This is a genomic window from Salinivibrio sp. MA351 (assembly GCF_001996065.1).
In the GTDB taxonomy this organism is placed as follows: Bacteria; Pseudomonadota; Gammaproteobacteria; order Enterobacterales; family Vibrionaceae; genus Salinivibrio; species Salinivibrio costicola.
Genome location: NZ_MUFG01000011.1, coordinates 128,978 through 143,739, shown reverse-complemented (window position 1 = coordinate 143,739; position 14,762 = coordinate 128,978). Strand labels below are relative to the sequence as shown.

Sequence of the window (14,762 nt, the reverse complement as noted above, 5' to 3'; positions counted from 1 at the left end):
TATCACTTGTGCGCATTGGTTATTTTTGTTGCCAAGCAGTATGATTATGGGAAATTCTTAAGAGGATATCCCCCATGTTTACCGGAATTATTCAAGCGGTGGCAAATATTGACGTTTGTCGCGATCACCAAGGTATTCGAACGTTCGATATTCGCTTCCCAGATGGCTTTTGTGATGGATTAGAAATTGGTGCCAGTGTCGCCATTGATGGCGTATGTTTGACGGTCACTGAGCGATTAGAAGCGAATCTTGTGCGTTTTGATGTGATGCTACAAAGCTTAGCGATAACGACGTTACGTTCGTTTAATACTGGCGATAGCGTGAATGCGGAGCGAGCAGCGAAAGATGGCGCAGAAATCGGCGGACATCCGTTATCGGGGCATGTGGATTGCTGTGCTTTAGTGCATGACGTGCTGTTTCAAGAGGAAAATTGTCGATTGCGATTTTCCTTAGCAACGTCATGGATGCGCTACATCTTTGCCAAAGGTTATATCGCTATTAATGGTGCAAGCTTGACCATTGCCGACGTAAACAAGGATGAAGGGTGGTTTGACGTTTGGTTGATCCCAGAGACGCGGCGAATGACAACGTTCGAGCGAAAGACTGTCGGTGATTCCGTTAATATAGAAATCGAGCGACAAACCCAAGTGATGGTGGATACCGTGCGTGATACGTTGAGCGAAAAGCTTGGCCCCTTACTTCCTGTGCTCGAATCGTTAGCAAAGGAGAAAGGGATCGATCTTGATACACTTGGGGTCTCAATGCCAACCTCTCGATAACAAAAATATAACAACAAAGCGCGCTCCTCAACGATCACTGCATGGATATGAGGGGCGCCAAGCCTTGCCATCCCTAGCTTTCTAGCAATCCCACTGTGTTTGCGCATTTTGTGCGCGAACGTGCTCAAATAATGATGTAGTTAACAAAAATGTCAGTATTAAGTCATAAAATTATGCTCGAACGCTCATTTTTGTTGTGAGTTTGTTTTCGAGATGCTGTGATTATGCAAAATGGTAGTGTGGTTTTGAACGTGTACCCCTACTAACAGTGACAAGGATAATCATCATGAAAAAAGCATCGTCGACTCTATTAGGCGAGTGCGTGTCCGAGTTTATCGGCACGGGCTTGCTCATTTTCTTTGGCGTGGGTTGTGTGGCAGCGCTGGTACTGACTGGCGCCGATTTTGGTCAGTGGGAAATCAGTATCGTCTGGGGCTTTGGTGTGGCGATTGCCATTTACTGCACAGCAGGTGTCTCAGGCGCGCATATTAATCCTGCCGTTACCATCGCTCTCGCGGCCTTCCATGGCTTTGATAAAAGTAAAGTTGTTCCCTACATTATTTCGCAAATGCTTGGTGCGTTTGCGTCCGCCGCACTTGTTTACAGTCTATATAGCAATCTTTTCGTCGAGTGGGAGTTAGCCAATAATGTTGTTCGGAGTAGCCCCGAGGCCTTAGCAACCGCAGGTATCTTCTCAACGTATCCGCATCAAGCTCTGTCTTTCATGGGTGCCATGGCGGTTGAATTTGTGATCACAGCGGTGTTGATGTTTGGCATCTTAGCGCTAGGCGATGAAAATAATGGCGCTGCACGTGGCCCAATGAATCCATTACTCATCGGTATTTTGATTGCGGTTATCGGTGGCTCGTTAGGTCCATTGACCGGTTTTGCAATGAACCCTGCGCGTGATTTCGGTCCTAAACTATTTGCCTTCTTTGCCGGATGGGATTATGCCCTGACAGGCGCACGCGATATTCCGTACTTTATTGTGCCCATTGTCGCACCAATTTTAGGGGCCTGTTTCGGTGGTTGGCTGTATCCAAAAGTGATTGCCCCATACCTGCCTCAAGAGGGCCATGGTTGCACCATTCCTAACCAGTGTGATGATGAGGAGCTGGAGCTGGCTGAAACCGAGACGCAAAAAGTAAACGCATAAGTAGCATGGGCGCGTTAGTGCGCCATAACGACTAAAATATAAGAGATAGAAGGAAACCCGATTATGTCTGCGCACAAATATATCGTTGCTCTAGACCAAGGTACTACCAGCTCACGCGCCGTCGTCATGGATCATGACGCGAATATTGTGGGTGTGTCTCAGCGCGAATTTACCCAGATTTATCCTCAAGCCGGTTGGGTCGAGCATGATCCAATGGAAATTTACGCGACACAAAGCTCCACCTTAGTTGAGGTGTTGGGCAAAACGGGTATCCGTAGTGATGAGATTGCGGGTATCGGTATTACAAACCAGCGTGAAACCACGGTAGTCTGGAATAAAGAAACCGGAAAACCTGTGTACAACGCGATTGTGTGGCAATGCCGTCGTACCGCCGACATTTGTGATGACTTGCGCGAGCGTGGTTTAACTTCATATGTTCGCGATAACACTGGGCTTGTACTTGATCCGTATTTCTCAGGTACAAAAGTGAAGTGGATTTTGGACAACGTCGAAGGCGCGCGAGAGGACGCAGAAGCGGGTAAGCTATTGTTTGGTACCGTGGATACCTGGCTGGTCTGGAAAATGACCCAAGGGCGTGTGCATGTGACGGATTATACCAATGCGTCACGAACTATGTTGTTTAATATCAATGATATGTGCTGGGATCAAAAAATGCTCGATGAGCTCGGTATCCCCGCTTCAATGTTACCTGAAGTGCGTCGCTCTTCTGAGGTATATGGGCAAACGAATATCGGCGGTAAAGGCGGGACACGTATTCCAATTGCTGGGATCGCGGGTGACCAACAGGCTGCGCTATTTGGTCAAATGTGTGTAGAAGCCGGACAAGCGAAAAATACCTACGGCACAGGGTGCTTCTTGCTGATGAATACCGGGCAAGAGAAAGTTACGTCTTCTCATGGCCTGCTGACGACGATTGGTTGTGGTCCACAGGGTGAACCTTCTTATGCGCTTGAGGGCGCGGTCTTTATGGGCGGAGCCTCTATCCAGTGGTTACGTGATGAGCTTAAAGTGCTCGAAGACGCGCATGATTCTGAGTATTTTGCCACTAAAGTCGATACGTCAAATGGTGTTTATGTGGTCCCGGCTTTCACGGGATTAGGCGCCCCCTACTGGGATGCATATGCACGCGGTACCATTGTAGGCTTAACGCGCGGTGTGAATTCAAATCATATTATTCGAGCAACATTGGAAGGGATTGCTTACCAAACTCGTGACGTATTGGATGCAATGCAAGCCGATTCAGGTATCAAGCTCGCGGCGTTACGCGTGGATGGTGGTGCCGTTGCCAATGACTTCTTGATGCAATTCCAAGCCGATGTGCTTAATACGGAAGTTCACCGTCCCGAAGTGACGGAAGTCACGGCGCTGGGCGCAGGTTATCTTGCGGGGATGGCTGTTGGTTTCTGGGGTAGCCTGGATGAGTTAAAAGACAAAGCGAAACTCAATCGTAGCTTTGAGCCTCATCAGGATGAAGAAAAGCGGAACCGTCGTTACCGTGGTTGGAAGCGTGCGGTAAAATGTGCTCAGGCATGGGCACAGCTTCATGATGAGGAAGAAGACATTTAATTACGTCTAAACCGAGTTATCTTAAAAAGGCGCGTTTTCGCGCCTTTTTTTATGCCTGAACGCAGACGGGTGAATTCTGCTTTATTGAATAACAGAGTGACAACGACCTGCTTCTGCTACGTTAATCTTGGCTTTACGGTTCACAATTCACGCATTTTTATAACACTTATTCTACACTTGTCACACTCGATAATAATTTTTCGAACATTAATAGTGACCGAAAACGAAAGTTGATATACAGTTACACCCATCAATTAATGTTCGTTCGCTCATATCTGGACAAGGTCGGCTAATAATGACTACGCATAATACTCATCAAGAAGCATTACTCGATATTATCGTCGTGGGAGGCGGTATCAATGGTGCAGGCATCGCTGCAGATGCAGCAGGCCGCGGGCTTAATGTTGGATTGTACGATGCAAAAGATTTCGCATCGGCCACATCGTCAGCAAGCTCAAAGTTGATTCATGGCGGGCTTCGCTATTTAGAGCATTATGAATTTCGTTTGGTTTCCGAAGCGCTAGCAGAGCGTGAAGTGCTAATCAACAAAGCGCCGCATATTGCCTTTCCTATGCGCTTTCGTTTGCCGCATCGCTCTTATCTGCGCCCCGCGTGGATGATTCGTTGTGGCCTCTTTTTATATGACAATTTAGGTAAACGTTCGACGTTACCAAGTAGCCACAAAGTGGATCTCAGTAAAACCGGCTATATGAAAAAAGAGATGAAGATCGGTTTTGAGTACTCTGATGCGTGGGTAGATGATGCGCGTCTCACACTGCTTAACGCTCAGTTTACCAAAGAGAAAGGCGGTGAAGTCCGTAACTATTGTAAAGTGGTGACGGCAGAGCGTGAAAACAATATCTGGCGTGTTACCTTGGAAGATGCACACACCGGCGAGCGTTTTGAGCGCAAGTCGAAAGCCTTGGTGAATGCAACAGGGCCTTGGGTCAAACAATTCTACGACGATAGTCTTCATGAAAAATCGCCACGTGGGATCAAAATGATCAAAGGCTCTCATATGGTGGTGCCACGTATCCATCAAGATCCACAAGCCTATATTCTGCAAAATAATGATGGTCGTATCGTATTTGTGATCCCTTACCTGGATAAGTTTTCACTGATTGGCACCACGGATGTTGAACACAAAGCAGATCCGCGTGAAGCTAAAATTGATGATGCTGAAGTTGATTATCTGGTTGATGTGGTCAATCAGCATTTTACGCACCAAATCAAACGCGAGGATGTTATTTGGACCTACAGTGGTGTGCGTCCTCTATGTGATGACGAATCGGATTCGCCGCAGGCAATGACACGTGACTATACCATTGAGTTAGAGCAGCAGGGCAGTCAAGCGCCGCTCGTATCCATTTTCGGCGGTAAGCTCACCACTTATCGTAAGCTGGCGGAGTCCGCGATGCGTAAACTCGAGCCATTCTTTAACAAAATGGGTCAGCCTTGGACCGCAAACGGAACGTTACCTGGTGGTGACTTCAGCTGTGGTCGCGATGATCTGGCCATGTCAATCAAGCAACGTTACCCGTGGTTAAGTCACGAGACGGCGCAGCGATTTGTGGACACATACGGTACTTGCACCCATCAGTTGATGAAAGGCTGCACCAGCGAGGCAGATATGGGACGTCAGTTTGCAGATGGTGTTTATCAAGCTGAGCTAAATTATCTCATTCAACACGAGTTTGTGCAGCATGTTGAAGACGCGCTATGGCGCCGTACGAAGCTTGGTCTCTATTTGACTGAAGAGCAGGCTGATGCGATTAGCCAGTACATCGAGCAACAGCGCGTTAAGGTGCATGCACTGCCATTGAGTGAAGCGAGCTAACACTCGGTAAAGTGAGTCGTTCAGAGAACAAGATTCGATGACTAAAAAGAGCGCCGACCATCGGCGCTCTTTTCTATTGGTTGGTGTTAGTGCCTTTTCGTTAATGCCTTTTAGCCGATAACGTACTGCCTAACGAGGCAGTGATTACCATACCGATGGCGAGCCATTGGCGCAGTGCAAGTTGCTCGTCGAGAACCAATAGCCCTGCCATTGCGGCAACGGCGGGCTCTAAACTCATCATCACACTGAAGGTTTGCTTAGGCATATTTCGCAGCGCGATCATCTCTAACGAGTAGGGAATAGCGCTAGAAATGAGTGCCACCGCAATGCCCAATGGCAGCAGTTGCCACTGGAGCAGAGCGCCATCGGTGGCAACGTAGCCCGCGGGTACAAGATAGAGCGCAGCAACCGTCATCCCCAGTGCAACAGTGCCGCCGCCTGGCGCTAGATTACCCGCTTTTTGACCAAATAAAATATAGCCAGCCCAGCAGCCCCCGGCGGCTAGGGCGTATGCAACCCCTCGTGGGTCGAGGGCATTTACGCCTGATAGATCCGGGAGCAATGTGATCACACCGCCGACGGCGAGCACAATCCAAAGGCTGTCCCGCGCGCGCCGTATTGAAAGCAATGCAACCAGAAGAGGACCCGTAAATTCGAGTGCAACGGCAATCCCGAGAGGAATGGTTTCAATCGCTAAATAAAGCAGCAGCATCATGCCACCCAGGCAACTGCCATAAACGCTAATAGCGCGCCAGTGACGTCCACGAGGCCATTGGCGCCAAGGCCGAAAAACCAGCCATAGTATCAGGGCGGAAAACCCGACTCGCAGAGCACTTGTCCCGACAGGCCCCACCAGAGGAAACAGCTGCTTGGCAAACGAGGCACCGAATTGAATCGCGCACATGGCGCCAAAAACACTCAATATAGCGATAAAAAGCGCGCGAGCCTGCATGTTTCCTCTCCTTGGTGATATTAAAGCCTTACCTTAACATAAAGACAAAAAAAAGCCGCTCCGATGAGAGCGGCAAAGATTTTGGAGCAAATTGTCTCAATCCTAGTGTGTTAGCTAGAATTTCTGTTTGGCCGAGTCATAAGCTTCTTTAAGTGATGTTAATGCTTGTTCGGCGCCTTGTTTAATATCATCCCACGCCTCGTCACTGGCATTTTGAAGCTCATCAATGCGCGTTTTTGCTTGTTCTTTTCGCGCTCTTAAGTGCTCGATAGACTCACGGTATTCGGCTTTTGCATTTGCTGATGCGACGTTCGCTTTGGCTTCAAGCTTATCAATTTCTTGATTCCAGTCATGTAAGCGGCCGTGTAATTTTTCAATCATTTCTTGGCGTTGCATAGCATCTCCTTATTAGGGGTTTGTCATTACCCTTAGGCATTTTCTTCTACTTTAAGTTCATCAATGACACGCTCGACATCTTGGGCGTTTTCCGCCATTAAGACGGCTAGATCACGAGCGCCATCACTTTTGACTTTTCCGGATAAGGTTGCCACGCCGTCTTCAACGGAGACATTAATATTGGTTCCGCTAATATCTGGATTAAGTAGCAAGCTCGTTTTTAATGCCGCACTTACTTTTGTGTCGACAACGGCTTGCCCTAAGTCTGCGGCTTTGCTGGCGGGTTGAGAAACGGTGAGATCATTTTCCACCTGACTGACCCCGTCGATTTGGCGCACAAGACCGCCAGCTAAGCTCTTATCCAACTCAGTGTCTACGTTTCCCGTTAAGATAACCACACCTTGCTCTACATCTGTGTTGATATCAAAGTTGTTTAGGTCAGTATTAACCATCAGCATGGATTCGGCTTTGCCATCAATCCACGCATCTTTGGCTTCATCTTGCCAGTCATTGGCGCTGCTCGCTGCAGAGACAGATGAAGCGCCAAGCGCAAGCGCTAACCCTAATGATACAAATAAAGGATGAAATCGACCTTGTGGAGTCGTCTTCATTAAATCCTCCTTTTTCAATGAGTGTGAGCAACGTTGTGGCGCTGCTAGGGCTACTAAAAGCGAAATCTATGCCATTTTTGAAAATAGTTAAAAATCAATAATTTAACTATGTACTGATGAATTGAAGGTTTTTTATTTAGGTAATTTTTTCTTATGTAGAGTAATTATTACTTAATTTATAGGGTTGGATATGGCAGTCTAGAACAACAATACGCTTGGAAGGAGTGCGATGTATATGTCTTGCTTGTTCGCTTATTTACCTCAGTCGTCAGATGCCTCTTTGCGTCAGATGCTAAAGGTGGCGCTTAACGCGCGAGCTACGAACGTGGTGTGCTTTGATACGTTAGCCGCACTGTTGGAAGCGTGTCAGGTTGATGGCCCTGACTGGGTCGTATTAGATGTTGACACCAAGGATGGCGATATCGATGAGCTGCTCACCATCATGACACGTGTCACCCACACGCAATGGGTGTTATTGACTGATGGTGCGCCCTTTCCTGCTTGGAATCACCACGCCCAAGACATGGCAGCGATGGTATTTCGTCGTCCTATCGATAAGCAGGCTTTCCAGCATCTCGTTATTGATCAGATGCGCGGTGGGGATCGTGGGCAATTACAGGGTACCCCCGTTATTACTAGCCAGGCAGATCAATACGGCTATTTATTGGGCTCATCAAGCCCGATGCTGGCCCTGTATCGCCAGCTTCAACGACTAGGTCCAACGCAAGCGAATGTGTTTATCATCGGTGAGAGTGGGGTGGGCAAGGAGCATGTCGCAAAAACACTTCATGGCTTGGGTCGACCGACTGACATAGGCGGGATGGAGAGGCGAAGCCAAGGGGGGGATGCCCTTTTTATGGCGGTCAATTGTGGGGCACTGAGCCCAGAGCTGATCGAAAGTGAGTTGTTTGGTCATGTCAAGGGGGCGTTCACTGGCGCGCATCAGGATCACCAAGGGATTTTTTACCAAGCCGAAGGGGGAACGGTGTTTCTCGATGAAATAACGGAAATGCCCCAGTCGCTGCAAGTGAAATTATTGAGGGTGCTGGAGTCAGGGGAATACCGCCCGGTTGGTTCGACACGCAATCAAAAAGCGAACGTGCGTCTTCTGGCCGCCACCAACCGCGACGCGCAAGAGGCGATTCAGCAAGGCAAGCTGCGTGAGGATATTTATTATCGCTTGGCACAATTTGTGGTCACGGTTCCGCCATTAAGGGCGCGAGGAGATGACATTCATGCACTGACCACGCATTTCCTCGCTGAATTGAATTTTAATCATCAGACAACCGTGAGCATTAGCGATAACGCGCTCGAGCACGTCCAGCACTACCACTGGCCAGGGAATGTACGTGAACTCAAACATGCTATTGAGCATGGCTTTCTATTGAGTAATGGGTGCATTGAAGTCACGGACCTACCCACTAACGTGATGGGTGATGATCCGTCAACAGCGGTTGAGGCGCTTTCGCTGCCAGAGGGAATCAGACTTGATGAACTCGAAAAAGCAGCGATTTTACAAACACTCGCACGCTGTCAAGGAAACCGTCAGCGTACGGCTAAGGCGCTTGGGATCAGCCCTAAAACCTTATACAATAAACTCCAGCAATATCATGCATTATCGTCTGATTGAGCGGCATCAGGAAGAGGCGGAGACAGGATCGCGAGTGATTGAGGCTGCGCGTCAATCGTCAGTTTTCGGTCGCGATAAAGCTCGCCGTCAATGACATAGTCAATGACTGATGTAGCACGTATCGAGACGCGTGTGACCTGCTGATAGTGAGTAAAGCGGCCTAATCGTGTTTCAAACAGGCTCGCGAATGCTAATTCCATGAGGGACAACGCGGTATCTGTTTTGGTAGAACTCGCGGTGAGCCAAGTGACATCGAGTTTGCCGTCGGCATAATTTGGTTGGCCTTGCCCTTGTGCTAATAAGGTTGTCATTGGTGCGGCATTGGCGACCACCATACTGGTTGTGCGGATCAACTGAGGCGCTTGGTGATCGAATTGAACGGTGAGATCGATGGCTTGATTTTGACTGGCAGCCCCGAGTAGACCCTGCAAATACGCCCACTGGCCTAATTGATTTTTCTGCTCCCGAGCGGCGTGGCGAATCATTTGTTGTTCAAAGCCAACGCCCACGACTAACAACGCCACTTTGCCGTTACAGCGTGCGGTGTCGATGGTTCGTGGCGTCCCATCTAAAATTACATCGCAAGCGGCATCAATATTTAAAAATTTGGTCTTTATCCCCCACAATGCATGGCATAAGGCGTTTGCGGTGCCAAGCGGTAATACGCCTAAAGGGATTGCGGTGTTAATCAGTGCTCGCGCAACAGCGTTGACAGTGCCGTCTCCACCGGCGGCGATCACCACATCAGCCTGTTGTGAAACAGCGCGGCAAGCGAGTTGATAACTGCGACGATTATGGCGTGTCTGATGGACGACTAACCGATACCCGTCACCTAAATAGGCCTGAATATAGTCGCGGTGCTTACGCCATTTCTTTCCACCTGCAGCAGGGTTAGCAATGATCCAGGCAATGGGACGCGCCAACCGCAACGCACCGCTTTGCTGAAAACGCACTAAAGCGCGGCGCTGGCGTTGGTTCAAGTGTGCTTTGGGGCGTACCATTTTGATGTCACCAAGCACATCCTCGAGCGAATGGTGGGGAGAAAGTGCCCAAAGATAGGCGGCAACAACCATCACGGACCGTCCGCGTCCTAGTGCACAATGCACCACCACCTTGTGTCCGGCTTGTCGCTGTTGATGCAGCCATTGTAACGCGCGCATCAGTTGGCTACGCGAGGGATAGGCATGATCCAATACGGGCACCGAGAGATAGGCGACAGCCTGTGATTGTGTGAAACGGTCGACGCTCTCGAATTCAGCGGTAACATCTAATATTCCATCAATACCTTGCGCTTGAAGATCGGGGATGTCTTTGTAGGTCAGGCGGGCACCGACATAGAGCCCAGGGGCGACTTGCTGGACGGGCGGTGCAACATCGCGTTTTCTTGCCCAACGATTGTACAGGTGGGTAAAGGTGAAAAATGGCGCAAACACCCACTGGCTGATGCGAGGCAACTGCCCGGACTGGCGTTTGCGAAAAAGGCGAGGCTGATTACGCCAATAAGCGATACTAACGGCGAAAAATGCTGCCGCACACCATGAGAAAAGCAAGGTAAGAAGGACGTTAGGTATCCACCAGCTGATCGTGAATAAACACGCGGCGACCAAGCTATAAAAGGGACCTATAAACACGCTTATTCACTCCTTTTTTATTCAAGCACAGACGCCATCGGTAAAACAATCCAGCTTTTACTATACGTTAGCCCTGCCCAATATCATAAAAAACGGCACGTCTGGCGTGCCGTTTTTGTATTATTATTTATCTTGATTTTGACGTTGGCGCCGGAATTTCTTCATTGCGCGACGTTGTTCAATGATCTTTCTCGCCTCACCGCCGACGTGCTGTTCACCACGTTCTCGTGCAAGACGGACTTGGTACTCTCGCTCTCGAAACGCTGCCTTTTGGGCGTCGGTGTGTTTGTCAATGCATTTAGGGCAGGAGACGCCTTGTTCATAGTGCTCGCTTTCCATGTCTGCTTGGGTTATTGGCAGACGACAAGCGTTACACATTGCGTAAGAGCCTTTTTCTAATTCATGATTAACGGCAACTCTGCTATCAAAAACATAACATTCACCGTTCCATAAGCTCTCACTTTCAGGCACCTCTTCAAGATACTTTAGGATCCCGCCCTCGAGGTGATATACCTCATCGAAGCCTTTTTCTTTCAAAAATGCCGTCGACTTTTCACAGCGGATCCCGCCAGTACAGAACATCGCCACCTTTTTGTGGGTACTGGGGTCAAGTTGCTGCTCGACATAGTCCGGGAATTCGCGAAAGCTATCCGTATGCGGGTTAACGGCGCGTTCAAAGGTACCGATCTCAATTTCGTAATCGTTGCGCGTATCAATCACCAACACATCCGGATCGCTGATTAATGCGTTCCATTCGGTCGGTTTGACATAGGTGCCGACACTTTGGCGTGGGTCAATGCCTTCCACGCCCATGGTGACGATTTCTTTTTTCAGTTTTACCTTGGTACGACTAAACGGCTGGCTGTCTTCAAACGATTCTTTATAGTCAATATCGGCCAGGCGTGGGTCGTTTTTAAACCACGCAAATAGCGCATCCATATTTTCTCGTGTCGCAGCGACTGTACCATTGATGCCCTCGTGAGCGAGAAGGAGTGTACCGCCTATCTGATTGGCTTCCATTACCTCAAGCAATGGCGCTTGCAAAGACTGATAGTCTTCAAGGGTGACAAATTTGTACAAAGCACAAATGACATAAGTAGACATGTTTTTTCCTCTTGCTGGCTGGAGCGTAAATCCAGTGCATGGGTTATTAGGGGAATAAAGCAGGGCGCGGAGTATATCGAAATGACAACCCTCTAAACACCGACAGAAAGTATGGTTACTGAGCAAAAAAACGTACCATGCACGGCTTGGTGCGCTCCAACTGTTTCGCTCTCAAATCAAATAAAGCCTGTAACGGCGACATCAAAGCCAATATTTATGTGACAAAAGTCATGAATTAGCGGCAAAAATATCGCTCATGTAAGATTATAATCGTAATTTGAATGCGTTTTTAGTCACGCGATGTTTGTTTTTATTTTGTACTCTAACTATTTGTAGCTGGGCGTGACTCGCTGGCTTGTGGTAGGCGCTGAGCGATGGCTGCACAATCAAAGGAAGGAATTCGCAGATGCTTGAAGAATGGATTAATGCCTTCGTCGGCTTTATTTGGGGAAAGCCCATGCTCATCTTACTTGTCGGGGGAGGGATCTTTTTTACCCTATACGGCAAGTTTACGCCATTTCGCTATATGGGGCACAGTTTAAAACTCCTTACAGGGCGGGTTGATGATGGCTCGGGGCATGGTGATTTATCGCACCGGAAGGCCTTAGCGGCTGCCTTGTCGGGGACGCTTGGGCTGGGCAACATTGCTGGCGTCGCTTTGGCGCTAAGTGCAGGTGGTCCTGGCGCGGTATTTTGGATGTGGTTAACTGCATTACTGGGTGTGTCGACAAAATTCTATACCTGCACACTTGGCGTGATGTATCGCCACAAAGACAGCGAAGGTCGCGTACATGGCGGACCCATGTACACGGTGCGTAATGGCTTGGGTAACAAGTTTAAATGGCTCGCGGTGTTATTTGCTATCGCGGGATTAATGGGCTTTGTTCCCTCTTTTCAGATTAATCAGCTCGGCGCGGTAGTCCAAACACAACTGTTTCCAGGGGTTGAGTGGCTAGAAAGTACGGCCTTTTCGTGGGGGCTGGGTATTGTCTTGGCTATTTTTGTCGGGTTGGTGATTTGGGGCGGCTTGAAGCGGGTTGCGGACGTTGCTGGCGCACTGGTTCCCCTGATGGCTGGAAGTTATATGGTGATGGCGATTGTAGCTTTGCTGCTCAACGCAGAGCGTGTGCCGGCTGTTTTTCAATCCATTTTTGCTAGCGCCTTTTCGCCTGATGCTATGTTTGGTGGCTTGATCAGTGTGATTATTGTTGGTGTCAGTCGAGGCGCTTTCTCGAATGAAGCAGGGATTGGCACTGAAGTGATGGCTCATAGCGCGGCTAAAACCAATGAACCGGTGCGCGAAGGCTTAGTCGCAAGTCTCGGGCCAATTATCGATACGTTAATCGTATGCAGTTGTACCGCTTTAGTTATCTTAGTTACCGGGGTATTGGACCAGGCTGACGGCATGCAAGGTGTCAGTTTGACGATGGCTGCTTTTAAAGCCGCATTTGGTGCGCCTGGTGCATGGCTATTAGCCGCACAAGTTTTGGTGCTGTCTTTTACCACTGTATTTACGTTCTGGTATTACGGGTATAAGTGTTTTGTTTATCTGTTTGGCGAAACGGCAGGACAGTACTACAAGTACTTATATCTCTCATTGGTGGTGTTAGGGGCGGTTGTATCATTGGATGTCGTCTTCTTATTCTTGATCGGCGCTTATGGCCTGATGGCGGTTCCTACGATGGTCTCTGGGCTGTTATTGGCACCAAAAGTCAATCAGGCGGCGAAAGCCTATTTTTCAAGTCAGGCATATAAAGGGGCAGCCCAGCTTCAGTCTCGCGCGCCTCATCATTAAACCGCTGTTTTTGTTATAGCCGAAAGAACAAAATCAAAAGGCTGCCTATGTTCGGCAGCCTTTTTTATCAAAGTAGACTGTTTTCTATCGAAGAAGGCAATGCTTTCGTGCGTATATGTGTTAGTCATCCAGCGGCGCACCAAACACATACTTGTCAACCAAGCTAACCATACGCCCAATCTCAGGTTTTGTAATGGTGTCGTTTGCACCGAGCTGCAAGGCTTTCGCGCGGTTATCTTCACTCATAATGGATGAGAACATAATAATTGGCATGGTTTTGTAGGCGTCTGTTTCACGTAGGCGCTTGACCAAGTGCATACCGTCCATCCGGGGCATTTCAACATCTGAGACAATGGCATCGACAAATTCAGTGATGGCGACGCCTTCTTCTTTTGATATACGCTCAAACTCGATCAGTTTTTCGAATGCTTCACCACCGTCTTTGGCGGAAATAATATTAAAGCCGGCTGAGCGGAGGGTGTTTTCGATCAAACTACGAATAAAGGCGGAATCATCGACGACCAACGCGGTTTTAGCTTCGCGTTTTTTAGCGCTAGACTCGGATATATTGACGCTTCTATCCTGAGTGACATCGTATTTTTCCATGCTCAATTCAGGATTGATGTCAGCAATGATTTTTTCAAAGTCTAAGATCATGATCAGATTTTTGTCTTTACGTACCACAGCAACCACACAATCTTGCTCGCCAGCTTCTAAAAACTGGCTAGGAGACTCAACGGCTTCCCATGAAATCCGATGAATGCGGCTGATACTATCGATCAAAAAGCCATTGGTCATATTGTTGAAATCGGTAACGATGACAAATTTGTTATCTTTTTCTGGTCGTGTAGGCACCCCCAACCAGCCAGCGAGATCAATCAATGGGGTTAGCTTGTCGCGCGATGAGAACACACCAATCATGTGTGATTGTGCATTGGGATAATCCGTTGTTTCAGGGACTTGAATGACTTCACGAACCTTGGCCACATTGATACCGTAGTAGCAAGTTTTGGTGCTACCGTCAGGAAGTTGTTTTATCAAGTGGAACTCGATGATTTCGAGCTCATTCGTCCCACTTTCCGTTAGTATTTCGTTCTTTGATGGCTCGTGATTCATGCCTACCACATTTCCTTTCGATAACAGCGAACAACGCTGATGTGAGCTTACGTTTGGTCAGTATAAGCCCGAGATCGTTAAAGCGACAATATTTGCGCATCAATCAAACGATGATCTGTGGCCTATCGCGCTAATTGATGTATCAAATACGTCATCCAATCACAGGCT

Annotated in this window: 12 protein-coding genes; 6 read left to right on the top strand and 6 right to left on the bottom strand. The window is 48.4% G+C overall.

Going from position 1 to position 14,762, the window contains the following annotated elements; translation table 11 throughout:
* Positions 1-74: 74 nt before the first annotated feature.
* The 4 genes from BZG78_RS08075 (at position 75) to glpD (ending at position 5,359) form a co-directional block, all read left to right on the top strand.
* Complete coding sequence (locus tag BZG78_RS08075) at positions 75-779, top strand: riboflavin synthase (RefSeq protein WP_025744340.1); 705 nt, start codon at positions 75-77, stop codon at positions 777-779.
* A 286-nt stretch (positions 780-1,065) separates the two neighbouring features.
* Complete coding sequence (locus BZG78_RS08070) at positions 1,066-1,935, top strand: MIP/aquaporin family protein (RefSeq protein ID WP_025744339.1); 870 nt, start codon at positions 1,066-1,068, stop codon at positions 1,933-1,935.
* Positions 1,936-1,998: 63 nt separating this feature from the next.
* The gene (gene glpK / locus BZG78_RS08065) at positions 1,999-3,522 is read left to right on the top strand and encodes a glycerol kinase GlpK (protein ID WP_077460889.1); all 1,524 of its coding nucleotides are present in this window, start codon (positions 1,999-2,001) and stop codon (positions 3,520-3,522) included.
* A gap of 295 nt (positions 3,523-3,817) precedes the next feature.
* The gene (gene glpD / locus BZG78_RS08060) at positions 3,818-5,359 is read left to right on the top strand and encodes a glycerol-3-phosphate dehydrogenase (RefSeq protein WP_077660896.1); all 1,542 of its coding nucleotides are present in this window, start codon (positions 3,818-3,820) and stop codon (positions 5,357-5,359) included.
* Positions 5,360-5,459: 100 nt separating this feature from the next.
* Here the strand turns inward: glpD and BZG78_RS08055 are convergent, their stop codons facing one another.
* From BZG78_RS08055 to BZG78_RS08045, 3 genes are all read right to left on the bottom strand, one after another.
* Positions 5,460-6,311 (bottom strand): DMT family transporter, encoded by an 852-nt coding sequence (locus BZG78_RS08055; protein ID WP_077660895.1) that lies wholly within the window; start codon positions 6,309-6,311, stop codon positions 5,460-5,462.
* A gap of 114 nt (positions 6,312-6,425) precedes the next feature.
* The gene (locus BZG78_RS08050) at positions 6,426-6,707 is read right to left on the bottom strand and encodes a hypothetical protein (protein WP_077457317.1); all 282 of its coding nucleotides are present in this window, start codon (positions 6,705-6,707) and stop codon (positions 6,426-6,428) included.
* Between the two features lie 32 nt (positions 6,708-6,739).
* A complete protein-coding gene (locus BZG78_RS08045; protein ID WP_077660894.1) occupies positions 6,740-7,318 on the bottom strand; it encodes a BON domain-containing protein in 579 nt (192 codons plus the stop codon).
* Positions 7,319-7,553: 235 nt separating this feature from the next.
* Here BZG78_RS08045 and BZG78_RS08040 point away from each other — a divergent pair, with 235 nt between their 5' ends.
* A complete protein-coding gene (locus tag BZG78_RS08040; protein ID WP_199877175.1) occupies positions 7,554-8,948 on the top strand; it encodes a sigma-54 dependent transcriptional regulator in 1,395 nt (464 codons plus the stop codon).
* Here the strand turns inward: BZG78_RS08040 and BZG78_RS08035 are convergent.
* Positions 8,927-10,579 (bottom strand): diacylglycerol kinase family protein, encoded by a 1,653-nt coding sequence (locus BZG78_RS08035; protein WP_046075681.1) that lies wholly within the window; start codon positions 10,577-10,579, stop codon positions 8,927-8,929. The two genes, BZG78_RS08040 and BZG78_RS08035, sit on opposite strands and share 22 nt — an antisense overlap.
* A gap of 123 nt (positions 10,580-10,702) precedes the next feature.
* Positions 10,703-11,683, bottom strand: coding sequence for a rhodanese-related sulfurtransferase (locus BZG78_RS08030; protein ID WP_077660891.1), 981 nt, complete (start codon positions 11,681-11,683; stop codon positions 10,703-10,705).
* A gap of 406 nt (positions 11,684-12,089) precedes the next feature.
* Here BZG78_RS08030 and BZG78_RS08025 point away from each other — a divergent pair, with 406 nt between their 5' ends.
* Positions 12,090-13,478, top strand: a complete 1,389-nt coding sequence (locus BZG78_RS08025; RefSeq protein WP_199877174.1) for an amino acid carrier protein — start codon at positions 12,090-12,092, stop codon at positions 13,476-13,478.
* A 120-nt stretch (positions 13,479-13,598) separates the two neighbouring features.
* Here BZG78_RS08025 and BZG78_RS08020 read toward each other — a convergent pair whose 3' ends face one another.
* Positions 13,599-14,594: a chemotaxis protein gene (locus tag BZG78_RS08020; RefSeq protein ID WP_021022971.1), complete on the bottom strand. Its 996-nt coding sequence runs from the start codon at positions 14,592-14,594 to the stop codon at positions 13,599-13,601.
* Positions 14,595-14,762: the final 168 nt, after the last annotated feature.